At 63.1% G+C, this 25132-nt stretch carries 22 protein-coding genes and 1 pseudogene; 10 read left to right on the plus strand and 13 right to left on the minus strand.

Annotated features, from left to right (window positions below):
• Positions 1 to 4: 4 nt before the first annotated feature.
• The 4 genes from QYR03_RS04440 to QYR03_RS04455 all read right to left on the minus strand — a co-directional run bounded on the left by QYR03_RS04440 (position 5) and on the right by QYR03_RS04455 (position 3732).
• Positions 5 to 550: an LppP/LprE family lipoprotein gene (locus QYR03_RS04440; RefSeq protein WP_301713091.1), complete on the minus strand. Its 546-nt coding sequence runs from the start codon at positions 548 to 550 to the stop codon at positions 5 to 7.
• Positions 551 to 786: 236 nt separating this feature from the next.
• Positions 787 to 1653, minus strand: a complete 867-nt coding sequence (locus tag QYR03_RS04445; protein WP_259851571.1) for a patatin family protein — start codon at positions 1651 to 1653, stop codon at positions 787 to 789.
• A gap of 27 nt (positions 1654 to 1680) precedes the next feature.
• Positions 1681 to 2547 (minus strand): patatin family protein, encoded by an 867-nt coding sequence (locus tag QYR03_RS04450; protein WP_301713090.1) that lies wholly within the window; start codon positions 2545 to 2547, stop codon positions 1681 to 1683.
• Between the two features lie 21 nt (positions 2548 to 2568).
• The gene (locus QYR03_RS04455; RefSeq protein ID WP_301713089.1) at positions 2569 to 3732 is read right to left on the minus strand and encodes a YihY/virulence factor BrkB family protein; all 1164 of its coding nucleotides are present in this window, start codon (positions 3730 to 3732) and stop codon (positions 2569 to 2571) included.
• A 49-nt stretch (positions 3733 to 3781) separates the two neighbouring features.
• Here QYR03_RS04455 and QYR03_RS04460 point away from each other — a divergent pair, with 49 nt between their 5' ends.
• Positions 3782 to 4243, plus strand: coding sequence for a hypothetical protein (locus QYR03_RS04460; RefSeq protein WP_301713088.1), 462 nt, complete (start codon positions 3782 to 3784; stop codon positions 4241 to 4243).
• Here the strand turns inward: QYR03_RS04460 and QYR03_RS04465 are convergent.
• Positions 4240 to 5439: an MFS transporter gene (locus tag QYR03_RS04465; RefSeq protein ID WP_259851602.1), complete on the minus strand. Its 1200-nt coding sequence runs from the start codon at positions 5437 to 5439 to the stop codon at positions 4240 to 4242. The two genes, QYR03_RS04460 and QYR03_RS04465, sit on opposite strands and share 4 nt — an antisense overlap.
• Positions 5440 to 5512: 73 nt before the next feature.
• On the opposite strand from QYR03_RS04465, the gene QYR03_RS04470 reads away from it, so the two are divergent.
• A complete protein-coding gene (locus QYR03_RS04470) occupies positions 5513 to 6736 on the plus strand; it encodes a D-serine ammonia-lyase (protein ID WP_259851567.1) in 1224 nt (407 codons plus the stop codon).
• On the opposite strand, the pseudogene QYR03_RS04475 reads toward QYR03_RS04470, so the two are convergent.
• Positions 6733 to 8190 (minus strand): annotated as a pseudogene (locus tag QYR03_RS04475) (FAD-binding protein). The gene QYR03_RS04470 and the pseudogene QYR03_RS04475 sit on opposite strands and share 4 nt — an antisense overlap.
• A gap of 133 nt (positions 8191 to 8323) precedes the next feature.
• Here QYR03_RS04475 and QYR03_RS04480 point away from each other — a divergent pair.
• Positions 8324 to 9514, plus strand: coding sequence for an NAD-dependent epimerase/dehydratase family protein (locus tag QYR03_RS04480; protein ID WP_301713087.1), 1191 nt, complete (start codon positions 8324 to 8326; stop codon positions 9512 to 9514).
• A complete protein-coding gene (locus QYR03_RS04485) occupies positions 9514 to 10638 on the plus strand; it encodes a glycosyltransferase family 1 protein (protein ID WP_301713086.1) in 1125 nt (374 codons plus the stop codon). The genes QYR03_RS04480 and QYR03_RS04485 overlap by 1 nt, the downstream gene beginning before the upstream one ends.
• Here QYR03_RS04485 and manA read toward each other — a convergent pair.
• From manA to QYR03_RS04500, 3 genes are all read right to left on the minus strand, one after another.
• Positions 10608 to 11777: a mannose-6-phosphate isomerase, class I gene (gene manA, locus QYR03_RS04490; RefSeq protein WP_301713085.1), complete on the minus strand. Its 1170-nt coding sequence runs from the start codon at positions 11775 to 11777 to the stop codon at positions 10608 to 10610. The genes QYR03_RS04485 and manA overlap by 31 nt on opposite strands.
• Positions 11778 to 11790: 13 nt before the next feature.
• Positions 11791 to 13230 (minus strand): glyceraldehyde-3-phosphate dehydrogenase, encoded by a 1440-nt coding sequence (locus tag QYR03_RS04495; RefSeq protein ID WP_301713125.1) that lies wholly within the window; start codon positions 13228 to 13230, stop codon positions 11791 to 11793.
• Positions 13231 to 13313: 83 nt separating this feature from the next.
• Positions 13314 to 14312 carry a 3-hydroxyisobutyryl-CoA hydrolase gene (locus QYR03_RS04500; RefSeq protein ID WP_301713084.1) on the minus strand — a complete coding sequence of 333 codons (999 nt, stop codon included), beginning with the start codon at positions 14310 to 14312 and terminating at the stop codon, positions 13314 to 13316.
• 34 nt (positions 14313 to 14346) lie between these two features.
• On the opposite strand from QYR03_RS04500, the gene QYR03_RS04505 reads away from it, so the two are divergent.
• The 3 genes from QYR03_RS04505 (at position 14347) to QYR03_RS04515 (ending at position 17504) form a co-directional block, all read left to right on the plus strand.
• Complete coding sequence (locus tag QYR03_RS04505; protein WP_301713083.1) at positions 14347 to 15147, plus strand: HAD family hydrolase; 801 nt, start codon at positions 14347 to 14349, stop codon at positions 15145 to 15147.
• Positions 15135 to 15701, plus strand: coding sequence for a DNA-3-methyladenine glycosylase (locus QYR03_RS04510; RefSeq protein WP_301713082.1), 567 nt, complete (start codon positions 15135 to 15137; stop codon positions 15699 to 15701). The genes QYR03_RS04505 and QYR03_RS04510 overlap by 13 nt, the downstream gene beginning before the upstream one ends.
• A gap of 165 nt (positions 15702 to 15866) precedes the next feature.
• Complete coding sequence (locus QYR03_RS04515) at positions 15867 to 17504, plus strand: histidine-type phosphatase (protein ID WP_301713081.1); 1638 nt, start codon at positions 15867 to 15869, stop codon at positions 17502 to 17504.
• 134 nt (positions 17505 to 17638) lie between these two features.
• On the opposite strand, the gene ppk2 is transcribed toward QYR03_RS04515, so the two are convergent.
• Positions 17639 to 18493: a polyphosphate kinase 2 gene (gene ppk2, locus QYR03_RS04520; RefSeq protein ID WP_301713080.1), complete on the minus strand. Its 855-nt coding sequence runs from the start codon at positions 18491 to 18493 to the stop codon at positions 17639 to 17641.
• A gap of 170 nt (positions 18494 to 18663) precedes the next feature.
• Between ppk2 and QYR03_RS04525 the strand changes: the two genes are divergently transcribed.
• The 3 genes from QYR03_RS04525 to QYR03_RS04535 are packed head-to-tail and all read left to right on the plus strand — an operon-like array spanning position 18664 to position 22710.
• Positions 18664 to 19425, plus strand: coding sequence for a LamB/YcsF family protein (locus QYR03_RS04525; RefSeq protein ID WP_301713124.1), 762 nt, complete (start codon positions 18664 to 18666; stop codon positions 19423 to 19425).
• A gap of 35 nt (positions 19426 to 19460) precedes the next feature.
• Complete coding sequence (locus tag QYR03_RS04530; protein ID WP_301978997.1) at positions 19461 to 20963, plus strand: urea amidolyase family protein; 1503 nt, start codon at positions 19461 to 19463, stop codon at positions 20961 to 20963.
• A gap of 4 nt (positions 20964 to 20967) precedes the next feature.
• A complete protein-coding gene (locus QYR03_RS04535) occupies positions 20968 to 22710 on the plus strand; it encodes a biotin carboxylase N-terminal domain-containing protein (protein WP_301713078.1) in 1743 nt (580 codons plus the stop codon).
• Here the strand turns inward: QYR03_RS04535 and QYR03_RS04540 are convergent.
• The 3 genes from QYR03_RS04540 to QYR03_RS04550 form a co-directional block, all read right to left on the minus strand.
• On the minus strand, positions 22707 to 23486 hold the full coding sequence (locus tag QYR03_RS04540; protein WP_259851556.1) for a putative hydro-lyase: 780 nt from the start codon (positions 23484 to 23486) through the stop codon (positions 22707 to 22709). The genes QYR03_RS04535 and QYR03_RS04540 overlap by 4 nt on opposite strands.
• Complete coding sequence (locus QYR03_RS04545) at positions 23477 to 24691, minus strand: NRAMP family divalent metal transporter (protein ID WP_259851555.1); 1215 nt, start codon at positions 24689 to 24691, stop codon at positions 23477 to 23479. Before QYR03_RS04545 ends, QYR03_RS04540 begins: the two co-directional genes overlap by 10 nt.
• Positions 24692 to 24797: 106 nt before the next feature.
• Complete coding sequence (locus QYR03_RS04550) at positions 24798 to 25118, minus strand: putative quinol monooxygenase (RefSeq protein WP_301713077.1); 321 nt, start codon at positions 25116 to 25118, stop codon at positions 24798 to 24800.
• Between the last annotated feature and the right edge of the window lie 14 nt (positions 25119 to 25132).

Genomic DNA, 25132 nt, shown 5'->3' on the forward strand with positions numbered 1-25132 from the left:
TTGTCTAGAACTCCGGGAAGGACTCGTTCGGGATGCTGCCGTGGTGGCCGACCTTGTCGCCGTCCCAGAAATAGGTCACCTCGGTGGTGAACTTGCTGGCATCCGAATTCGGTGCGCCGGCAGCCATCTGGGCTTCGACGTCGCGGTAGACGACGGTGAAGGTGCCGTCATCGTGCGGCGTGATGTGCTGGATGGTCTGCGGGTGATTGGAGTCGATGCCGACATACTGGCCCTTGTGGAACAGCAGCAGCACATTCGTCTCTTCACCGTTGCCCTGGCCGCCCTGCTTGGTGAGGGCGTAGCTCAGGTCCGCACACGGGCTGAAGGTGGAACCGCCCGCGTATGTCCAACCACCACGGTCGGTGTGGTGCTCGTCGTTGAGCTGCTTGGTGGCTGCAGCGATCTCGGGGGCGCTGGGGTTGGGGGCGCAATTGTCGGCTGGCACTGCTTCCTGGGCAGTCGCGATGCTGGGGCTCATCAGCGCCGCGCCGACTAGCGCGGCACCTGCGAATGCCTTTGCGGTCGTGTTTCCTCGTCGCTGGGTAGTCATGATTTCCATACGCTTTCTGTCCCACGTGTTCGCTGTTTTGCTGTTTTGCCGGGGGCTGTCGTTGGATTTACTTTCCGATCACCGCGGTGAAACTCACGCTACAACTGTCAGATCAGAGCACAAGATCATTAACGTCGCAGCTCGCAGACTTTGAGTTTTCTCTGGACGCACGCGCTGCACTTTCCGCCACAACAGCTTCTTCCTCAAAATTTCATAGGCATCGTGTCACGAAGAGGTCACGCAAGGAAGTCCATCCACCCGTCCCATTCGCGCTCCATCTGCGCTTTGCCCAGCAGATAGTTGGCGTTGAGCTTGCCCACGTTGCGCTCCGAAGCGTCCACGCTCATGGCATCGGGAAAAAGAACTTTGGCCTTGCCCTGTTTTTCCAGCTCCAAGATCTTGTCCTTGGAAGCGTTGTAGCGCGGCGGGCGCGCGATCAACGCTTCCGCTACCGCAGGATGCTTAGTGAACAGCCGTCGCGTCGCAATCGGCCTGGTGTTGTCGGGGCGGACGTAATCCCGCTCCTTCGTGGCCAGGACGAGGAATTTGGAGAAGCCGGCGTTGAGTGCGGCGTCGATAAGCAAGCCTCCCGATACCCCGAGCGCACCGTCGACGTAAGGGATGCCGTCGATGCTGCCCATGGGCATGACCTTCGGCAGCGTCGACGAAGCGCGGGTGACTTGCCCGATGAGCTTCGTTGAATGGAGGTCCTTGCGGTTCCACGTCACAGTGTGGCCGGTGTCCGCGCGTACGGCCTCGATGTGCACCTCAGTGTCGCGGTTGGCGTCGAAGGTCTCCCAGTCAAACGGCAAAATATCGTTGGACCCTTCGTAGATGAACTCCGCGTTGAAGTAGCCGTTGCCGCGGGCGAGCGAGACCCACCCGCCGAATTTCTGGTGCGCAACGAAATTCGTGAACGACTCCTTCGCCCGGTGCGCATCCCGCGACGCGTAATTCACCGCGTGCGCCGCACCCGCTGAGACTCCCCCGACCCAGCCGAAACGGACATCTTCCTCGATCAGGCGGACGATCGCCGGCGCAGTGTAGGAATTGCGCATCCCGCCACCCTCGATGACTAAAGCGGTGTCGGTGGCGTCGATCATGCGGACGATTCTAGGTCGAACCGCGGATTAGTTCTCGAGGAACTCCTTGATCGCGCCCCATTCGCGGTCGAACTGCTCCTTGCCCGCGGCGAAATTCTTCTGCAGTTTGGGCACCTTGAACTCGGCATTTTCCACCATCATTTGCTCCGGGTAGAAGACATAGGCGTTGCCCTGCTCCGCCAACTCGTCGATGCGGGCTTTGGCCTTGTTATAGGCATCCGGTCGGCCGATGGTGCGGCGGGCTACGTCCGGGTACTTCGGGAACATGCGGCGGATCATGGCGGGACGGTTCACTGGCTCACGGACGTAATCCCGCGGCTTCGTGGCCAGCACGAGGAGTTTGGTGAATCCGGCGCGCTCAGCCGCCCCAACGAGCAAGCCGCCGTCGTCGCCGAGCGCGCCGTCAACGTAGGGCACACCGTCGATCTTCGCCATCGGCATGAGCATCGGCATCGTGGAGGAAGCGCGCATGACCAGGTTGATAGTGTCCTCGTCCTGCAGGTCCGCGTTCTGCCACACGACAGATTCGCCGGTGTCAGCGCGCACTGCCTCGATGTGGATCGGGGTCTCGTTGGCCTTGAACGCCTCGAGGTTGAACGGCAGTTCGCCGCCACGGTCCTGGAACATGAACTCCGCGTTCATCAGACCTCGCCCGAGCGCGAGCGAGCGCAGACCGCCGATCTTCGGGTGCCCCATGAAGGTGGTGAATGCTTCCTCGGTGCGCTTCGCGTCCCCGGACAAGAAGTTGATGGCGTGGATCGCACCAGCAGACACGCCGCCAACCCAGCCGAATCGCGCACGTTCCTCGATGAGCTTCATGATCGCGGGGGCGGTGTACGAGTTTCGGGTTCCGCCGCCCTCAATCACGAGGGCGGTATCGCGTGCGTCAATCATGGTTCACAAGTTTAAGGAACTTCACCCTCTATTTTGTGTTTTTGCCCGCGAATCTTCTTTGACTTCTTCCGCTAATTGGTGGAGCCACAGGCTGATCTTGCGCTGCCACAGCACCGCATCTTGGGCGCGCGGGGCCGCCTGGATCATCTCTTCGGAGTCGTAGCCTGCCTGCAGCTCCTTCGCCCGGAGGATCTCCGCGTCGATCTTCACGCCGAGCAGTAGCAGGATATTCATCCACCACACCGCGACGAGCACGGCCAGCACCGTCCCGAACGCACCGTATGCACTGCGCAGCCCGAAGGTGGACAGGTACCAACCGAAGAGACTCCACTCGGCGCCGATGACGAGCATGGCGAAGATGGCCCCGACAGTGAGCGGCCGGTACCGCCCGGGCCGCACATTCGGCGCGAAATAGAACAGGCACGACACGAGCACGACCGCCGCCACGACAACAGCGGGATACCGCGCCCATTCCCACACGGGCAACAAAATGTGCTTCACGTAATTCACTGCACCGGTGAGCCCGAGTGGTTCCGCAATGGGGCCGAACACCGCGTCAACGATAGACTCGCGCAGCACGAGCGCCGCCACCACGACAATGAGTCCGAGCACGAGCAGCAGCGTGATGGCCCACATGGTCACCCACGTCACCACCAGGTTGCGCCCTTCCGACCGGCCGTAAATGACATTCGTGGAGCGCGAAAACGCCCGCACATACGCGGACGCCGCCAGCAGCGACACCACGATCGACAGCACCAGCGCGACGGTGCTCTGCGCGGGGCTGCCCACCACGGTGAGCACGAGCTCGAAGGCCTGGGGGCGGAGGGTCTCAGGCACGGCCTCGTCGATAAGTCCGCCGAGCATCTCGTGCAGCGCTGCCTCGTCGGTGGGAAACAGCAGGGTCACCAGGGAGTAGAACGCCAGGAGCAGCGGCGCGAAAGCTGTAACGCTGAAATACGTCATCGTCGCCCCACGGTCGGTGATCGCCAACGGGCCGAAGTCGAACACGGTGCGCGCGAGCACGAGTTTCCACGCTTTCCAGGACAGCCAGTTACCGCGGCGCAGCGGTTCCGGCCGCGTCTGACGGGGCCCGAGAACCTCGATCTCCCCGAGACCGTAGTGCTGCACGAATTCCGCCGCGTGCACCACGGTTTCTGTATCCTCACCCGGAGTTTCCTGGCTCATGCGTCTCACACTATCGGGAGTCCGGGCCACACCGTTGTAGGGTTGGGCCATGTCATGGGCACAAAATAGCGATCTCGGTTTTCAAACGAGCATCTGGGAACCGATCCTCATCCTCGTGATCATCTTCATGCTGATCGCGGTCCCGCTCATCGTCGTCGCGCTCGTCTTCGCGAAGAAGCGCACCCGCACCGCCGTCGTCCGCGCGCGCACCCTGTCGGTCCACACCGCGAATCTCAGCCCGGAATCGGACGACATCATGGTGGTCGTCACCGTCGACGCGGACGCGTTCAGGAGCATTACACTTATCGACGCCCCCTTGCGCCTGACCTCCCCCGACTCCCGCCCCGTGACCTTTCAGCCGGGCGTATCCGGCCCGCCCGCCCTCGACCCGAACCAGGGCTGGCTCATTCCGATTTCCCGGGACTCCGAGGCCGAACTGCGCGCCCTGCCCGCCGGCCCCGGGGAGCACGAACTGGCCACGACGAACGTGGCCTTCATCGTCGAGCCTTAGCCGCGCCGCAGGTACCCCGAGCGGATCTGGACGGTGCGGATGACCGCCGAGCACAGGGCCAGCGCCGCCAGTACCCAGTACGGCGACGAGGGGCCGACGTAACCAGCGAGCCACTCGATCAGCGGCGGGTACCCGAAACCGATGTAGGTGGCCACGTAGTAGATGCCGATGACGGCACCGCGCTTTTCCGGCGGGCTGAACGTCTCCACGTCGAGCAGCCCCTCCCGCAGGCACAGCCCGTAGGCCAGCCCCAGGAACATCGACGCGACCACGAACATCGCCACCGACGGAGCCGCCCCGCCGACCGCCGCCACCGACATTCCGACAGCAGAGCACACCGCCCCGACGACGCCGGAGGACGGCCCGAACTCGAAGCGCCGCCCGAGCGCCTGGATGACAAGGCCGGAGCCGAACGCCACAACAGCCGCCACACCGGGTAGGAATGCGCTGGATTCGAAGTGCTGCCCCACACGCCCGGACAGCACAACGATGGCACTGGTCATCGACGCGAACACCCACAGCCCCATCGGGAATGCCGTGGCCAGCGCCTTCTTCGCCGACCGCTCGTGCGCGGGTGCGCGGACCCCCTGCTCTTCTTCCTCCTTCTCCACCACTACTTCGCGGGTGTTCGGCACGTCTCCCACCATTGCGGAGAATGCCACCGCCGCGAACGACAGCAGGATCGACGCGATGTACGGGATGTAGATCGCGTTATGCGCGCTGACGAGGTGAGCAATGATGCCCGATGCAATCGGTCCGAGCATGAAGCCGGAGGTCAGAAAAATGCCTGCGAGCGTCGTGCCCGCTGCTCCCCGCAAACGTCCCGCCCACGCGGTGCCCGCGCTGACCACGAGCCCGACGCCGAGGCCGATGACGAACCTCGCGCCGAGCAGAACGGCCGGAACCTCCTGCCAAAACATGAGCGCGATATTTCCCAGCGCCGCCACCACCGCGCCGACCATCACCGCGGGTCTTGAGCCGAAACGGTCCGCGACCAGACCGCCGGCAATCAGGCACGGAAACAGTCCGAGGGCGTAGATCCCGTAGGCGCTGTTGACCAGCAGCGTGGACATGTCCTGTTTTTCTCGTAGGACCACCAGGACGGAGGCGAAGTGGTTCGCCGACCACCCCGCCGTGATGAGAAAGGCCACAACACTGGCGAAGACCAGCTGCGGTCGAGACTTTTGCGCGTTCATCATCTGTCTCCCTCCTGCATGGAAATGTGACCCACGTAACTCTACACCTGCGCTACTCGTACAATGGATCCCCATGACCATGCCTTGGGACCGCCCAGCTCAACCCACCCCGCCGACGCGTACACCGCTCTCGCTTATCGACGGCTTGTCCGCCCAGCACGAGATCTCCTGGACCCCCACCCCCGACTCGTCTTCCCTCGCGCCGGACGTGGTTGAAGCTGTCCACGAGGCATCCGCCCGATTTGATCGCTTCGCCCCCTGGGTGGCCGACCATTTCCCAGAGACCGGCGACGGCACCATCGAGTCGGAGCTCGCCCCTGTTCCTGAGACCAAGGACTTCATGTCGCGCCTCATGGAGCGCGATCTACCTGGCCAGCTCTGGGTCAAGCGCGACGACTCGCTGCCGATCAGCGGCTCCATCAAGGCCCGCGGCGGCGTCCACGAAGTCTTCCGCCTCGCGGAGGAGCAGCGGTACGGCAGACTTTCCGTCGCCTCGACCGGCAACTTGGCGCTGTCCATCGGCACCGTCGGCCCCCTGCTCGGATTCGACACAGAGGTCCACATGTCGACGGACGCGAAGCAGTGGAAGAAAGACCTGCTCCGTTCCCGTGGGGCGACTGTGGTGGAGCACCGCGGACTCTTCACCGAGACCGTGGCCGCGGCACGGGAGAGCGCGGGCGATGCTTTCTTCATCGACGACGAGAATTCCCTCGGCCTCTTCACCGGATACGCCGTCGCTGGCCAGCGACTCAAGGAGCAGTTCGCCGCAGCCGGCCAGACGTTCACCCCCGAGAACCCGCTGTTCGTCTATCTCCCCTGCGGCGTCGGCGGCGGCGCAGGCGGAGTCACCTTCGGCCTGAAGATGGCTTTCGGCGAGGCTGTCTCCTGCCATTTCGTCGAACCGACGGCTAGCCCGTGCATGACGCTCGGCGCATTCACCGGGAACCCGGATGTCACCTGCGCCGACTACGGCCTGTCCGGCCGGACCGTCGCCGACGGGCTGGCGGTGCAACGGCCCTCCCCGCTCGTGATGGAGCACGCGGCGCACCTCGTCAGCGGCTTCCACACACTTTCCGACACCACTTTCCTGGCCGCCGTCAACTGGTTGGAGCGGAGCGCCGGCATCATCGCCGAGCCGTCAGCCACCGCAGGTCTCACCATTCCGTGGCGTCTTCCCGATGTCCCCGACACCGCCACCCACCTCGTGTGGCTCACCGGCGGCTCGCTCATCCCCGACCAGGACAAGGACCGCCTTCGCGGGCAGGCAGCTACTGCGGCGCTCCACTGGCAGCGCTAATTATCCGCGGCGGCGTGCTCCCCCACCCGCTTGCCCGAGTGGATGCAGCCGCCGAGGAAGGTTCCCTCCAACGCATTCTTGCCGTGCATTCCGCCGCCCCCGAAACCGGCCGCCTCGCCGCAAGCGTAGAGGCCGGGGAAGACGGAGCCGTCGGCAAGCAATGCCCTACCGCCCAAGTCCGTCTCGATCCCGCCGAGCGTCTTACGCGTGAGCACGTGCAACTTCACCGCGATGAGCGGCCCCTTCTTCGGATCGAGCAGACGGTGCGGCTCCGCGCACCGCACGATCTTGTCCCCGAGGAAATTCCGCGCGGTGCGGATGTAGTTGACCTGCGCATCTTTGGAGAAGTTGTTGGTCAGTTGCGCATCGCGCTCGACGAGCTGCTTGCGCACCAGATCCACGTCGACCTCTATGCCGTCGGAGCCGAGTTCGTTCATCTTGCGTACCGAGTCCTCCACTGTGTCCGCAGTGACCCAGTCCACGCCGTTGTCCATGAACGCCTTCACCGCCGGGTGCGTGCCCGGCCCTACCTTGCCCGCGAGTTTCTTCAACGACTTGCCGGTAAGATCCGGGTTTTGTTCCGAACCGGAGAAAATGAATTCCTTGTCCGCGATGTGCTGGTTGAGGATGAACCACGAATACCCGTGACCGGTCCTGCCGATGTGGGCGAGCGCCGCGATATCGATTCCGCGACCGTCGACGTGCTCCGGCACACCGGTGACCATGTCGTTCGGGCACGGCCCCCAGCGGTCTTCCGGCCACATCTCGCGCACCTTCGCCAGATTGCCGCCGATGCCGCCGGTGGAGATCACCACGGCCGCGCCGCGCAGTTCGAAAGGTTCGACCTCGTCGCTGTTCGAGGCGGCGCCTCGGTCACTTGAGTCATCCGCCAGCTTCACTCCCTTCACCCCCACCGCACGGCCGTCCTCGACGATGATGCCGTCGACGCGGTGGCGGAATTTGAACTCGACTTTGCCCGCCTGCTCCGCACGCTCGACTGGTTCCCGGAACACACGCACGACCTCGGGACCCGTACCCCACGTCAGGTGGAAACGTGGCACTGTGTTGCCGTGACCGGAGGCGTCGCCCGAACCGCGCTCTGCCCACCCGACTGTCGGCAGCACGCGCAACCCCAGATCCTTGAGGTAGCCGTGCATCTCGTTGGACGCGAAGCGGACGTACTCGCGGCCCCACTCGCGCGGCCAACGGTCGTAGTCCTCGTCGTCGTAGTCCGCGGAATTCTCTCAGTCAGCCCAGGCAAGGTCCTCGAAGTCCTTCGCCCCCACGAGCTTCTGCTCCGGTGTGCCCACCATGAACAGGCCGCCCAGCGACCAGAATGCCTGTCCGCCGAGGTTCGCCCGGCTCTCCTGCTCCACGAACACGACGCGGCGTCCCGCCTTGACCGCTTCGTGTGCCGCCACCAGCCCGGCGAGGCCGGCCCCCACGATGATGATGTCTCCCGAGTATTATTTCATACCCGAAACATACATGGATTGGCGCGCGCTGTGGCCGTTTTCCGCTTACCCGGCGCGATCGCCCGTTCCCAGGTAACGTGACCGAGAAGCTTGGAAATAGAAAGGTTGACACATGAAAATCGCGGTTCTCGGCGGCGACGGATTCTGTGGCTGGCCAGCGTCCCTCCACCTCTCCGACATCGGCCACGATGTCGTGATCGTGGACAACCTGTCCCGCCGCCGGATCGACGAGGAACTGGGCGCGGAATCGCTCACCCCGATCGCATCCATCGACGAGCGCACCGCCGCATGGCACGAGGTCTCCGGCAAGACCATCGAATTCCGCAACATCGATGTCGCCCAGGACTACGAAGGACTGAAATCCTTCATCGACGAGTACCGCCCCGACGCGATCATCCACTTCGCCGAGCAGCGCGCCGCCCCGTATTCCATGAAGACTCCGGTGACCAAGCGCTACACGGTGGACAACAACGTCAACGCCACCCACAACCTGCTCGTCGCCGTGGTCGAATCCGGACTGCACATCCACATCGTCCACCTGGGCACGATGGGCGTGTACGGTTACGGGACCGCCGGCATGAAGATCCCGGAGGGCTACCTGGACATCAAGGTCGACAACGGCGAAGAGCTCGTCGACCAGCAGATCCTCTACCCCACCAACCCGGGCTCGGTGTACCACCTCACCAAGGTGCTGGACCAGAACCTGTTCGCGTACTACGCCAGGAATGACGAGCTGCGCATCACCGACCTGCACCAGGGCATCATCTGGGGCACGCACACCCCGCAGACGGAGCGGGACGAGCGCCTGATCAACCGCTTCGACTACGACGGCGACTACGGCACGGTGCTCAACCGCTTCCTCATGCAGGCGGCGATCGGATACCCGCTCACCGTTCACGGTACGGGCGGGCAGACCCGCGCCTTCATCCACATCCGCGACATGGTCAAGTGCGTCCAGCTCGCGCTGGAGAACCCGCCGGCGAAAGGCGACCGTGTCAAGATCTTCAACCAAATGACGGAGACCCACCGCGTCCGCGACCTCGCCGAGCTCGTGGCAGAGATCTCCGGGGCCGAATACGCGCTGGTGCCCAACCCCCGCAAGGAATCGGCGGAGAACGAGCTGCATGTCTCCAACGACACCTTCTTGAGCTTGGGCCTCGAACCGACCAAGCTCGCGGAGGGCCTGCTGCAGGAGGTGGAGGACGTGGCCAAGAAATACGCCGGCCGAGCCGACCGCAGCAAGATCCCGGCTCGCTCCTTGTGGACCAGCGCGCAATCTGAGGGTGTTCCGGAGAACGCTTAATGCGCATCGCGATTTTCACGGAGGTCTTCCTGCCCAAGATTGACGGGGTGGTCACGAGGGTGATCCGCACCATCGACCAGCTCGCCGAAATGGGCCACGAGGTGATGATCTTCGCCACCGGCGACACCCCGGAGACCTACGCCGGCTTCCCGGTGGTTCGCGCCCCGAGCTTCTCCCTCCACCGCATCTACCCGGAGATCAAGGTCGGTCTTCCTTCCCCGGGCGTGGCGAAGGCACTCAAGGCCTTCAACCCGGACGTCGTGCACGCGGTCAACCCGGTGTTCTTCGCCGGCTACGGCGCGCTCACGGCTAAGCGCCTCGGGATCCCGCTGCTCGCCTCTTTCCACACCGATGTGCCCGCCTACACCGAGGCCCTGAAGATCGGTGTGCTGAAGAAGCCCGCCACCGGCATCATCCGCCTTATGCACAACCGGGCGGACAAGAACCTTGTCACCTCCGCACCGATGCTGGACACCGCGCGGGGCTACGGCTTCCGGGACCTCGCCGTGTGGCCGAAAGCTGTGGACACCGACGGCTACCGGCCAGACAATTACTCCGAGGCGATGCGCATGCGCCTCACCGGCGGTAACCCCGATGCCCCGCTGGTCGTCTACGTCGGCCGCATGAGCGCGGAGAAGAACCTGGGCATCCTCAACGAGGTCATGCAGGTACTGCGCGGGAAGCTTCCTGGCGCCCGTCTGGCCCTGATCGGGGCGGGGCCGCAGCTGGAGCAGATGAAAGAATCCTTCGACCCCGAGTACACCGTTTTCACCGGTTACATGTCCGGCACGTCCTTGGCGCAGGCGTTCGCCTCGGCCGACGTCTTCGCCTTCCCGTCGCTGACGGAAACGCTGGGCTTGGTCGCGCTCGAGTCTTTCGCCTCAGGCGTTCCCGTGGTGGGCGCACGCGCCGGAGGCATTCCTTTCGTCATCGATGACGGCGAGACAGGCATTCTCGTCGACGAGGACGCCACCCCGGAACAGTGGGCCGACGCGCTCATCCGCGCCGCCGACTCCCCCGGCATGCGCACAGCCGCCCGCGCGGAGGCGGAGCGCTGGTCCTGGCGCGCCGCCACAGTAAAGCTCGTGGAGTACTACTCCGAGTGCATTGACGCCCACCGCTGACCGGGGCGGACCACGAAGATATCGCCGCCAGCGGTGAATTCCGCCGTCACTTCTCCGTCCCCGGCGGCGAGGAACGCAGCTTCGCCGGGGCCGAGCGTTTCTTCACCGAGCCGGACCTTCCCCGCCACCGCGAGAACGATCGCCGGACCGCGGCTCAGCTCGAGAGAACCGGATTCAGCCGTACACCGCGTCACCGCGAAATCCGGGACCGGAATCGGGAAACGCGCGCACGCTACTCCGTTCTCCACGGTCATGTCGGGTTCCAGGACCGGATCGTCGATCGGCTCGAAAATGACGATGTCTTCAAGTTCGGCGACATCGATGTGCTTGGCCGTCAGCCCGCCGCGCAGCACATTATCGGAACTCGCCATGACCTCCACGCCGAATCCGCTCAGGTAGGCGTGCATGTTTCCGGCGGGCAAGAAAAGCGCCTCACCGGGGGCCAGCTCGACGTGATGCAGCAGCAGCGCCGCCAGCACACCCACATCGCCGGGGAATTCCTCGCCGATGAAGACCAGGTTGCGCGCGACATCCGAGTTGAGTTCCGCGGCGCGTTCGAGCACAGCCTCCACGACGGGCACCGGGTCGTCGAACGCCAGCCAACCGGAGAGCACGGTGCGGAGACGCTTTTCGACGTCCACGCTGCCGTCGGCAAGCACTGCCCGGTCGTTCTCGAGCTGCGGCACCGCGAGCTCGTCGAGAAGCGCAACCGTCTCCTCCAGCGGCCGGAACCCCGCCATCGCCCTGAACGGCGTCAGCGCGATCAGGACCTCCGGCTTGTGGTTACGATCCTTGTAATTCCGGTGCGCCGCACCGCGCGGAATGCCCGCCGCGTCCTCGCGCGCGAAGCCTTCCTGCGCCTGGCTTATCGACGGGTGCGCCTGAATCGACAACGGCCGCTCCGCCGCCAGCAACTTCACCAGAAAAGGGAGTGTCCCCTCCGTGCCCAACGCACTCACGGGGTCCGCCGCGATGACCTCGTCGAGCAGCCCCGAAGCGGTCCCGGACGGGGCGGACGGGTGCGCCCCGAACCAGGCTTCCGCTTCCGGCCCGCCGGACGGCGCTCGGCCCTGCAAGGTGGCGATGCTGCTGGTGTCGCCCCAGGCGTAATCCTGAACCTTGCCCGTGAGTTTGAGCACTGTTACTTCCCCCCTAGCGGATCTCCTGCGGGTCCTTGCGGGTCGGCAGGATCTTCGGGCGGACGCCCGCGATCTCCTCGACGATGCGGATCACCTGGTTGGAGTAACCGAACTCGTTGTCGTACCAGACGTAGAGCACCAGGTGGTTGCCGGAGGCGATGGTGGCCAGGCCGTCCACGATTCCGGCGTGGGTGGTGCCCACGAAGTCGGTGGACACGATGTCCGGGGACTGGATGTAGTCGATCTGCTGGCGCAGGTTCGAGTCGGTGGACACGCGGCGCAGGTAGTTGTTGACCTCCTCGCGGTCGACCTCGGAGTCCAGGTCCAGGTTGAGCACTGCCATGGACACGTCCGGGGTGGGAACGCGGATGGCGTTACCGGTCAACTTGCCCTCGAACTCCGGGAGAGCCTTCGACACTGCCTTGGCGGCACCGGTCTCGGTGAGCACCATGTTCAGGCCGGCGGCGCGGCCGCGGCGCGGGCCCTTGTGGAAGTTGTCGGCCAGGTTCTGGTCGTTGGTGTAGGAGTGGACCGTCTCCACGTGGCCATGCTTGACGCCCCAGCGGTCGCTGACGACCTTGAGCACCGGGGTGATCGCGTTGGTGGTGCAAGACGCGGCGGACAGAACGCGGTCCTGCTCCGAGTCGTCGATGGTGGCGTGGTTGATGCCGTAGACGATGTTCTTCACGTCACCCTTGCCCGGCGCGGTCAGCAGTGCGCGGGTCACGCCCTTGGACTGCAGGTGCTGGGACAGGCCGGCGCGGTCGCGCCAACGGCCGGTATTGTCCACCACGATCGCGTCGTTGATGCCGTACGCGGTGTAGTCGATGGCGGCCGGGTCGTCCGAGTAGATCATCTGGATCGGGGTGCCGTTGGCCCAGATAACCTCGTTTTCCTTGTCCACGGTGATGGTGCCGTTGAAGGCCCCGTGGACCGAGTCACGGCGCAGCAGGGACGCGCGCTTGATCACGTCGTCGTCGCCCTTCTTGCGCACGACCACGGCGCGCAGGCGCACGCCGCCGTACTGTGCCTCGCGGGCGATGAGGATACGGGCCAGCAGGCGGCCGATGCGGCCGAAGCCGTACAGGACGACATCGCGCGGGACGCGGTGGCTGTCGGCGCCGATGACCTCAGCCAGCTCCTCCTCGAGGAAGGAGCGCAGCTCCGCACCCTCGGTGCGGGAGTAGTTCTTGGCCAGGCGGCCCAAGTCGATGGAGGCGGTGCCCAGGTTCATCTGGGTCAGCTCGCGAAGGATCGGCAGCGTGGCGTCCAGCGGCAGCTCGCGCGCCACGACACGGCGGGCGTAGCGGTGCGCCTTGATGATCTCGATGTCCGTCATGCCCACAAGGAGACGGCCATAGATGGACGTCACCACGTTGTTCTCGCGGTGGAGCTGGCTGATCAGCGGCAGCATCTCCTGTGCCAGCTGCAGTTTGTGGTTCCAGTCGTCCATCGGGTTGTCGTGCGGGTTCGGATTGACCGGGCTTTCAGCGTTCACGCTGCGTCCTTTCACATGTCACGTTGCTCAAACGGCCCTTATTCTAGTACGTCCCGGTACTTTTCCGGACCTGGCTCGGGGGCGAACGACGGGTCGTTGCTCTTGTCCACCAAAACAGCGCGCACGCCCTCGCTGAAATCCGGCTCGCGGAGGAGCATTTCGGCGTAGCGGCGTTCGTTGTCCAGCGCGGCCGCCAGATCGTGCCTGGAATTAGCCATCATCAGCTCCGCCGTCGCTACCAGCGACGATGGCGATGCCTGCTTGAGCAGCGGCGCCACGACCGCCACCAATTCCGGGTCGGAATCAATGGTGTTCGCAATTTCGGACCAGGGGGAGCTGAACCGTCCGTCGATAAGCGGGGAGAGCTTCTCCAGCTCCGACTCCCCGGGCGCGACCGCCACCTCATCCAGTACCCCCGCTCCCTGAGCGACGATTCTGTCTTTGAGTCCGTCGAGTGATTCCACGAGGTGGGTTGCCAGCCCGGTGGCCATCATGTCGCCGGCGTTCATCCGGTACCCCGTCAGTGCGAGGAACATGCCGAGGTCCAGCGACGGCTTTCCAGGCAGGTTCTGCAACCGGTGGCTCATTCCCACGTCGGTGAAGAAGCCGATATTCATCTCCGGCATCGCCGCCGACACATCCGGGGTGACCACGATGTGGCTGCCGTGGGCGGAGAGCCCGAGCCCGCCGCCCATGACGACGCCGGAAATCAGCGAGATATACGGCTTCGGATACTCCGAAATCATCAGGTTCATCCCGTATTCGCGGGAGAAGAACTCGTCAGCTTCCTCTCCCCGGCCGTCGAGGACCGTCTCGCGTGCATAGCGGACGTCGCCGCCCGCGCAGAAGTGCTTGCTTGTCGACGCCACCACGACCTGCTCCACCGCATCATCGTCGCGCCACGCTTCGAGCGCCTCGATGACGGGAAAGAGAATCTCCGGGTTGATGGAGTTCAACGCCTTGGGTCTGTCCAGAGTGATCACTCCGGTAGACTGCTCGACGGCAATATGTACTGGTCCGGTGGTGCTTTCTGCCATGAAGCCAGTGTTCCACAGCGTGCAAAGGACTGCTATGACTTTTCCCCGCATTGTCGTCTTGGACATGGACGGGACCCTCGTCGACCCGGACGGGAACATCCCCGAGGAGTTCTGGTCCGTCTTGGAGGACGCGAAGGAGAAGGGCATGGTGATCGCCCCGGCGTCGGGCCGTCAGCTGGCCACGCTGCAGGACATGTTCGACGGGCGCGGCATCGAGACCTTCATCGCGGAAAACGGGGGCGTGGTGTGGCACCGCGGCGAGGTTGTCTCCACCAAGCCGATGAATGAGGAGGCGGTCGGGGCGGTCCTCCGCGCCGCGGCTGAATCCGACTCCCCCGTGCACCCTGTGGTGTGCCAGCCGGAATTCGCCTTCGTCGCCGAGGACATCCCGGAATCAGCGGCGGCGGAGACCGAGAAGTACTACCACTCGCGGCGCAGCGTACCTTCCCTCGTGGAGGCGGCGGAACAATCCGGCGGCCCGACCATTAAGGTGGCCCTCTACGTCGAAACAGACGCCGAGACCGACGGTCTGCCAATCGCCATGGCGGCAACGGGCCAAAGCATCGCCGTGTCCGGCGCGAACTGGGTCGACGTCATGTCCCCGGACACCAACAAGGGCCGCGCCCTGCAGTCCCTCACCGATTCCCTCGGGGTCGCCATCGCGGACACCGCCGCCATCGGCGACTACCTGAACGACTTCGAGATGCTCGAGGCCGCCGGCACCGCCGTGGCGATGGTGAACGGCCACGAGAAACTCAAAGCTATCGCGGACATTATCGCCGCTTCCAATGCCGATCACGGCGCGATCAAGCAGCTGCAGGCATGGCTGGCATAGATTTCACCGCCCCCGCCAACGTCGTCGCACCACAATTGCTCGGCTGCTGCGTCAGCCACAACGGCGTGACCGTCCGGCTGACGGAAGTCGAGGCCTACCTCGGTGCCGAAGACGCCGCCGCCCACACATACCGGGGCCGGACCAAACGCAACGCCGCCATGTTCGGCACGCCCGGCCGCTTCTACGTTTACCTGTCCTACGGCATCCACTTGAACGGCAACATCGTCTGTGCGCCGGAGGGCACCGGCCAGGGGTGCCTCATGCGCGGCGGGGAGATCGTCGGGGGAGAGCAGCTCGCCCGCAGCCGTCGACAAGTGAAAGACCGCGCCCCAATTCCTTACGAAAACCTCGCCCGCGGACCTGGAAATCTCGGGCGCGCCCTCGGCCTAGCCCTGGACGACAACGGCACACCCGTCCAGCTCACAATGCGCACCGAGGAACCCGAATGGGTGGTTGGCCCGCGCATCGGAATCAGCAAGAACGCGGGCGCGCCCTACCGTTTCTGGATCCCCCGCAACAAAACGGTCAGCACGCCCCGCGGCTACCCGAAATAGCTATTTCTTCTTGCTATTTCCTCCCACTCGGTCGTGTCCTCGATCCGAGCGTCGATAAAAACACAAACAGTGGCGGATGTTCACATCGGTGTAACCAGCTTTTCACCAGGGGCTTTTAAGCTGTAATTCCTGTTGTTTCCCCCCGTTTCCACTAAGGAGTTCCCCGTGCCACACTCCCCAGCACTGGCCCGTCGCGCCATCGCCCTCGCCACTGTCGCAGCCACTGCAGCGACACTCGTTCCTGCTGGTGCCGCCGAGGCAGCGACCTACTATTCCACCAAACAGCCATATTCCCCCGCCGCCCCCATCTCCTCCTACAGCCAACCTCCCGCTGGTTTCCACCAGATTTACACCGCCTCCGTGGGCCGTCACGGTTCCCGCGGCTTGTCCGGTTTCAAATACGACGACCTCGCCGGCCAGATGCTAGCTTCCGCTAAAGAGCGTGGAGAGTTGACCCCGCTCGGCGAGAAGTTAATCCCTCAGGTGGAGGCGATGTCTCGCGCAAACGAACAGCTCACCGGTCCGGGGGAAGGTGGCTACGGCAACCTGACCACGTTCGGCCGCAACGAATTGCGCGGTATCGGCACCCGCAATGCGGCCCGCAACCTGACATTCTTGGAATCGGTGTCTCAGAGCGATACCGACCAGGTGAAGTTCATGTCCTCCGGCGCGGACCGCGCGAAGGAATCCGGCGAGCTTTTCGGGCAGGGGTTGCTCTCGGCTGTTCCAGAGCTGTCTGACAACCTAGCCGACGGCATGACCAACAACACCGTCAACGTCGAGGACCGATTCGACCTGCTGCACGCCCACTCCGACGAGAATTCTCCGCGTTACGCGGCGTACTCCGAGTGGACCGAGAGCGACACCCTCGACGAAAAGGTGAACAAAGCCAAGAATTCCGAGGCATCCCAGCAGGCGGCGACTCACCTGCTCACCAAGATCTTCGACCAGAAGTTCATCGACGACCTCGACAACGGGACGCTGAAGTTTGTCGGCGCCAGCGGTAAGAAAGTTAAAGGCACCGCCGACGCGGCACTTCAGTTCTACAACCTGTACATCATCGCCCCCGCGATGGAGAACGAGCCCGCTAAACCGGCCGAAGGCTGGATCTTCGACCAGTTCATGGATGATGAGGACGGTCGACAGCTCGCTTACTTACTCGACGTAGAGAAATTCTACGGAAGCGGCCCGGGTATCGAGGGACAATCGGTGTCCTACGACATCTACGAACCCCTCCTCGATCATATGATCAAGGGGGTCCAGGATCGCGCCGCCGGCGGCAACATCGCAGCCGAGTACCGGTTCGGCCACGCCGAGACCATCGCCCCGCTCGCCGCCTTGCTTAAGCTGCCTGGTTCCGAGAAAGGTGTGCCCGCCGAAGAGGTCATGTCTTACGACAATTCCACTTGGCGCGGCGACAAGGTTACGCCGATGGGCGCGAACATCCAGTGGGACGCGTTTCAGAATGACGCGGGTGTCACCCTCGTTCGCATGCTTTACAACGAGGCGGAAACCCCGTTCCACGCGGGATGCATGCCCGTGGCAGATGACTCGGCTTTCTACACCATCGACGAGTTGGCGGACTGCCTGCCGCTCGGTTCCACTTCCGACCACTCCAAAGCCCGCCCCGACAGCGCGCCCCAATCCGGCTCGGAAAGTTCAACCAGCTCCACCGGTTCTTCGACTGGTGGCACCGTCGCCCTCATCCTCGCAGTACTCGCTTTTGTCAGCGCCGCCCTCGGCTTGGGCGCGGTGCAGTCAGGCCTTATCGACGTGCCGGCACTGCCGCCCCTGCCGTTCTAACGGACAGGCCAAAGTCACCGTCACCGTGGGAAACACCCCGCAAGACGACGTCGACAAGCTAAGGACCGTGCCCTAATCCGCTAATCCGCGGGGGAGCTCCACGTTTCTGGCTCCCCCGCGGCTACCCGAAATAGCTACTTCTTCTTGCGTTTCTTCGTGCTTTTCTGCTTGCCCTTTTCCAAGTTGGCGGCCACGTCGGGCACGTAGCGGAACTCCGCGCGCGGCGGCCGCTCGTAATCGTCGGACTCTGGGCGCTCCGGCACATCCGGCAGGTCCGGCTCGATGTGCTCGTACGGGATGGTGGACAGCAGGTGCGAGATCACGTTGATGCGCGAACGCTTCTTGTCCTCGGATTCCACGGTGTACCAGGGAGCGGTCGGGATGTCGGTGTGAATGAACATCTCGTCCTTCGCGCGGGAATAGTCCTCCCACTTGGTGATGGACTCCAGATCCATCGGCGAGAGCTTCCACTGGCGCAGCGGATCGTTGCGGCGGGACTCGAAGCGGGCGTGCTGTTCCTCGTCGGAGACGGAGAACCAGTACTTGCGCAGGTGGATACCGTCCTCCACGAGCAGGCGCTCGAAGATCGGTGCCTGGTGGAGGAAACGGCGGTACTCCTCCGTGGTGCAGAAGCCCATGACGCGCTCCACACCGGCGCGGTTGTACCAGGAGCGATCGAAAATCACGATCTCGCCGGCAGCGGGAAGCTTCTCGACGTAACGCTGGAAGTACCACTGCGTCTGCTCGCGTTCCGTCGGTTTCGGCAAAGCCTCAATACGGCACACGCGCGGATTCAGGTACTGGGTAATGCGCTTGATCGCCGACCCCTTGCCCGCTGCGTCGCGGCCCTCCATGACGACGACGATGCGCGCGCCAGTGGCCACGACCCACTGCTGCATCTTGACCAACTCGGCCTGGAGGCGGAGCAGTTCCTCCTCGTAGGCCTTCTTGGACAGCTTCGGCGGTTTATGCGTGTTCTCGGATGTCATACCTACAACGGTAATACGCCTGCTCCCGCTCATTGAACTCGGTCATCGACCCCGCTACGTTTCGGCGCACAATGTGGAGCCTATTGGTGTCCGGGGTCTTTGCCTGAATCCACGGAGAGGTGGGTCACTAGACTGTTATGAGTATTTTCCATAACTCTGAAAGTTGGTGAATTATGAACGAGCACATCGACCTCAACGCCGATTTGGGCGAAACCACTGCTGGCAACCCGGTTGCCGACGATGCGGCCATGCTGGAGATGGTCTCGAGTGCGAACGTGGCCACGGGTTTCCACGCGGGCGACCCACACTCCATTAGCCGTACTCTCGTGGACGCGAAACAAAGAGACGTCGTCGTCGGCGCCCACATCGCGTATCAGGATCCCGCTGGTTTCGGCCGTCGTTTTATCGACTACGACCCGGCCGAGCTTGCCGACGAAACGCTGTATCAGATCGGCGCGCTGGATGCCCTTGCCCGGGCTCAGGGACTTCAGGTTCGCTACATCAAGCCGCACGGTGCGCTCTACAACACCATCGTCCACAACGAGAAGCACGCTCAAGCCGTAGTCGCCGGGATCAAAGCATTCGGTGATTTGCCCGTCATGCTGCTCCCCGGCGGCATTGCCGTGGAAATCGCGGAAAAGGCCGGTTTGAGGGTTATCCGCGAAGCTTTCGCCGACCGCGGGTACAACCCCGACGGCACCTTGGTGTCGCGCCGCGAACCGAACGCGGTGATGACCGACGCACAGCAAGTGGCAGACCGGGTGCTGCAGGTCGCGTCAACGGGTGCCGTGACGGCTATCGACGGCAGTGTCGTCGACGTTCAAGCAGAATCCGTCTGCGTCCACGGCGATTCCCCGGGTTCGGTGGAGCTGACCCGCAGTGTGGTGGCTAGGTTGAAGGACGAAGGAATCGAGATCAGGAGTTTTCTGTGAGAAGAGACATCAGACGCGTCGGCACACGCGCACTCATGATCGACCTAGACAGCCTCGAAGAGGTTATGGACTTCTACGGAGCACTGAACACCTCTCCGCTCGAACGCCAGACTGACGTTGTCGCTGGCGCCCGGACCGTACTGGTCACCTTCGATTCGACGTCCGCGGCAAAGGAAGCCGCAGAGTTTCTGCGCACCTTCACGCCGGAGGCTGCCGAGGCCCAAAAGTCACGCGAGATCGAGATCGAGGTCTGCTACGACGGCGAAGACCTCGACGAACTCGCCCAGCTGCTCGGTAAGACTCCCGAAGAACTTATCGAGTGGCACACATCCACGGTCTGGAAAGCCGGTTTCGGCGGCTTCGCTCCCGGGTTCACCTATTGCGTTCCGGCCGATGAGGCTAATGCACTCGATGTGCCCCGCCGTTCCTCCCCACGCACCGAAGTGCCCGCGGGCGCAGTTGCGCTGGCAGGCGATTTTTCGGCTGTCTATCCACGCACGTCCCCTGGCGGGTGGCAGCTGATCGGCACGACCACGACGCCGATGTGGGATTCAACCGCCGAACCGCCGGCGCTCGTTAGCCCAGGAGACACGGTGCGCTACGTTCGCGTCGATAAGCTCACCGACGAGCAGGAGACCAGCCACTATAAGCTGGACACTCCCCCGCGGATGCCCTTGTTCACCGTCGACGAGGCCGGGTTGCAAACCCTTTACCAAGATCTCGGAAGGCAAGGATACGGCAGTCTCGGAGTGACTACGTCTGGCTCTTCCGATAGAGCATCCGCCCGCATCGCCAACGACGTAGTGGGAAATAAGCGCAACGCGACGCTTCTGGAGAATATCGGCGGTTTGTCCATGACCGCATTGGCCGAAGCCGTCGTGTGCGTCACCGGTGCAGACAGCGACGTCTTCGTGGGGCAGCAACCTTTCCCGTTGGCAACCCCGATCATTGTTCCCGCAGGCGCCCAGCTCGTGGTTTCCCCACCAAGGACGGGCATGCGCTCCTATGTCGCTGTGCGCGGTGGATTGATCGCCGACACGGAGCTCAACTCCGCCGCCACCGACCTGCTTTCCGGGCTCGGACCCGCACCAATCCAGGCCGGCGACACGGTCTCGGTGGCCATGGGAAATCCTGGCACCGCAACCGATCTGCTTTCGAACCCGCTGCGCGTGACCAAAGACGTCTCCACCGTGCGCTGCGTCCTCGGCCCACGCGATGACTGGTTCAACAAATCCGAAGTCGAAAAATTCCTCGATACCACCTTCACGGTGACCGGCGAGTCCAACCGAGTCGGTGTCCGTTTGGAGACCGACGAGCCATTGCAGCGCGAGCGCGGTGGTGAGCTGCCCTCAGAGGGAATGGTGGCTGGAAGTGTCCAGGTGCCGCCGAGCGGGCTGCCGGTGGTATTCCTCCGCGACCACGCCGTGACAGGCGGCTACCCCGCTATCGCCACTGTGATCAGCGAAGATGTCGACATCGCTGCCCAGCTCTCCCCCGGTTCCACTATCCGCTTCGAACTCTACAGCGAAGGAGAATAAGCCCATGTCCACTCCCGCACCAGAAACCTCGCTCAAAGCCGTTCTCATCGCCAACCGCGGCGAGATCGCAGTTCGCATCGCCCGCTCGGCGCGTGACTTGGGTATTCGGTCCATCGCCGTTTACTCCGACGCTGACACCGGCGCGCTGCACACCTTAGTCGCCGACGAGGCCTACCACCTCCCCGGCAACAGCGCGTCCGAGACTTACATGAATGTGCCCGCATTGATCTCTCTCGCACACAAGGTGGGCGCGGACTGCGTGCACCCCGGCTACGGCTTCCTTTCGGAGAATTCAGACTTCGCTCGCGCTGTCGTCGACGCGGGGCTCACTTGGATCGGCCCCACTCCCGAATCTATCGATCTGCTCGGCGATAAGATCGCAGCCCGGCGCGTCGCCGTTGAAGTCGGTGCTCCGCTGGCCCCGGGCACCGAGGATCCGATCGATAACTGGGAAGAGGCCCGCGCGTTCGCAGAAGAGCACGGCATGCCGATCGCTATCAAGGCAGCCTACGGCGGCGGCGGTCGCGGCCTCAAGGTCGTGTATGACGAAGCAGACATCGAAGATGCATTCGCCTCCGCCGGACGCGAAGCCAAGGAAGCCTTCGGCCGCGCAGAATGCTACGTGGAGAAATTCCTCATCCATCCCCGCCACGTCGAAGCCCAGGTACTCGCCGATACGCACGGCAATGTCGCGGTCCTAGGCACCCGAGATTGCTCTACTCAGCGCCGCTTCCAGAAACTCATCGAAGAAGCCCCCGCACCCTTCCTGACCGAGGAACAACGCAACAGCATCGAGAACGGCGCACGCGAGATCTGCCGCTCCGCCAACTATATCGGCGCCGGCACCGTCGAATACATCGTCTCAGAGGACGGCACTGTCTCCTTCCTCGAGGTAAACACTCGTGTGCAGGTCGAGCACCCAGTCACGGAAGTAGTCACGGGCGTAGACATCATCGCAGAGCAGTTCCGCATCGCCGACGGCCAAGAACTGTCTTTTGGCGGCGACCCGGAAATCACCTCGCACGCCTTCGAATTCCGCATCAATGCCGAGGATGTCACCAATGGTTTCGCTCCGTCGCCGGGCACGGTCACGCGTTTCGACGTCCCCACTGGACACGGCATCCGCGTCGACTCCGGTGTGCGCACCGGTAGTGAGATTCCGGCTTATTACGACTCGCTCATGGCCAAGCTAATCGTCATCGCACCGACCCGCGATGCTGCGCTGGCGCGTTCCCGCCAGGCTCTCAAGGAGTTCACCATCGAGGGCGTGCGGACGGTACTTCCGTTCCACCGCGACATGGTGGACGCACCGGAGCTGAACGGCGATTCCCTCGACCTTTACACCGACTGGGTTGACGGAAATTACTCGCCGAGCGCCAACCACGAAACCAGCGATATTGAGCATCTTTACGACGAGCGGGAGACCGTCGTCATCGAAATCGACGGCCGCTTGCACCAGATCGGTATCCCCCGCCGCATGTGCTCTGGAGGTGGCGGTCCACAAACGAGCGAGCCAGAGTCTTCCGGGACTAGTGGAGAGGGTGCCGTTACCGTGAAGTTTGATTCCACCATCGTGAAGTGGATGGTCAGCGACGGCGACTCAGTGGAAAAGGGTCAACCGCTGGCCGTTGTCGAGGCCATGAAGATGGAGTCGACGCTGAAGTCGCCTACGGCTGGCACAATTTCTGTTTCCGCTAACGAAGGCGACCGCGTGAAACCGGGCGTAGCCATCGCCACCATCGTTTAAGGGACCTGATAGTACCGATCCGGGATATCGGTAATGAGCATCTTGCCCGGAGCATGGCAGATAGCCAGCTCCGGCTTTGAACTCATCACAGCCGACTGGGGTGTGACACCGCACGCCCAGAACACCGGAATCGTTCCGGCTGGGATCTCCACCGGGTCGCCGAAATCGGGGGCTTCGAGGTCTCGAATGCCGATCGCTGCCGGATCCCCGACGTGCACGGGTGCCCCGTGCACTGCCGGATAGCGCGAGGTAATGCGAACGGCATCCGCTACTCGGTTCGCTGGGATCGGTCGCATTGAGACCACCATCGGGCCCCCAAAAATACCGGCACGTTCCGTCTCGATATTCGCCATGAACATCGACACATTCCGCCCCTGCTCGATGTGGGCGACAGGAATCTCCTCTGCCAGCAGCGCGTCTTCGAATGTGAATGAGCATCCGATGAGAAAAGCTACCGTGGAATCGGTCCAGTAACCGGTCGCGTCGGTCACTTCGTCGATAAGCTGCCCTTGTTTGTAGATCTTGTACGCGGGGATATCGGTACGGATATCTCCTCCAGGCATGAGGCTCGACTCCAGCTGCCCGGCCTCGAGAACCCCTAAGACAGGACATGGCTTCGGGTTACGCTGGGCATAAAGCAGGAAGTCGAACGCATACTTCTCATCCACAGCGATGAGATTCGCTTGTGCGTACCCCGGCGCCCACCCCGCAGTGGTGCCGACATCATGAGTGCGGAAAAACTCCCGTGCGCGGGCGGGTTCCTTCTCTACGCCCAAATCTCTGACAACCCTGCGAGCGAACGAACACCCATGCAGAAGGTTCCAGCGAGCACAATCACTCCGACGACCTTCATCCACACCGGGTAGTTGTACCCCTTGAGCAAATCCTTGCGGAAAAGCGCGGCCCACATGACCACGGCGAAACCAATCGGCAGGATCAACCCGTTGAACGCGCCAGCGAAAATCAGCAGTTTTTGCGGCGCAGCACCGACGAAGAGGAAGAGGATCGTGCACGCCACGATGAACGCCACCGTGAGCCAGTTACGCAGCTTCACTCCCATCTTCTGAGTGGTCACGAATGTCAGCGAGGTGTAGGACGCACCAATCACAGATGACAAGCCTGCCGCCCACAGCACCAGACCGAAAGCACGAAGGCCGAACTCCCCGGCGGCCTGATAGAAGGCATCGGCGGCCGTATTATCTTTCGAAAGCGCCACGCCGGTAGCCACGACACCGAGCACAGCGAGGAAGAGAAGTACTCGCATAATGCCGATCACCACGATGCCCAGCACAGATGCATTCGAAATATTCTTGATATTTTCTACACCGGTCTGACCCGAATCAATGATGCGGTGGACACCGGCGAAGGTGATGTAGCCGCCAACCGAACCGCCAATCAGCGTGACGATGATCGCGAAATCCACTTGTTCAGGCAGGAACGTCTGCTTCAATGCATCGCCGACGGGCGGCTGGGAGACAATAGCGACGTACAGCATGAGCAGGATCATGATTGCGCCGAGCCCCACAACAATGCGGTCTAGGGCAACACCTGCGCGTTTGGACAAAAAGATGAACACGGCGATGGCCGCTGAGATCGCACCACCGATCTTCGGGTCGATCCCCAACATCGCATTCATGCCCAGCCCCGCTCCGGCGATGTTGCCGATATTGAAGATCGCACCGCCAGCGAAGACCAGTATCGACATCACCCAACCCAACCCGGGGAGCACCGAGTTGCCGAGCTCGTTCGCGCGCAGTCCCGAAATACCGAGCACGCGCCACACATTCAACTGGATAGCGATGTCCACGAGAATGGAAATAAGAATCGCGAACGCGAAGGCAGCCCCCAACCGAACGGTGAACACACTGGTCTGTGTGAGAAATCCCGGGCCGATCGAGCTGGTTGCCATGAGGAACACGGCGCCGAGAAGTGGGCCGAGCCCCTTCCTCCCTACCTCGGCGGCCACTTCCTGTGAAGACATAGGCCCTCCCTTTCCTAAGCAGATCTAGTTCAAATACTGCGCACAGTTTAAGGGGCCAGCGAACCGATGCGGGAATGAATCCTCTGACCTAGAAAACACGGGGGGGCTAAACCTGGAACTCCGCCATCTCGTCCCACTCGAGCTTGCCGTCGATCAGGGTGTTGATGATGTCTGGGGTTTTCTCCAGAATCTGCGGGAACAGCTCCTGGGCCGCTTTGAAGTGGTCGGAATTGACGTGCGCTTCAGCGGCATCGTCCTTGAATGCTTCGACCAGGATGTACTCGCGCGGGTCGTCGGTGTTGCGGTACCACTCGAAGAAGAGGTTGCCCTCTTCCGCGCGGGAGGCCTCCGTGAACTCGGCGACGAGCTCGCGGAAATTCTCGGTGTTCTCGGGCAGGGGACGGAAACGGACGTTGATCAAAATCATGGACCCCAGTCTAC

The sequence above is a fragment of the Corynebacterium sp. P4-C1 genome, assembly GCF_030503595.1.
GTDB lineage: Bacteria > Actinomycetota > Actinomycetes > Mycobacteriales > Mycobacteriaceae > Corynebacterium.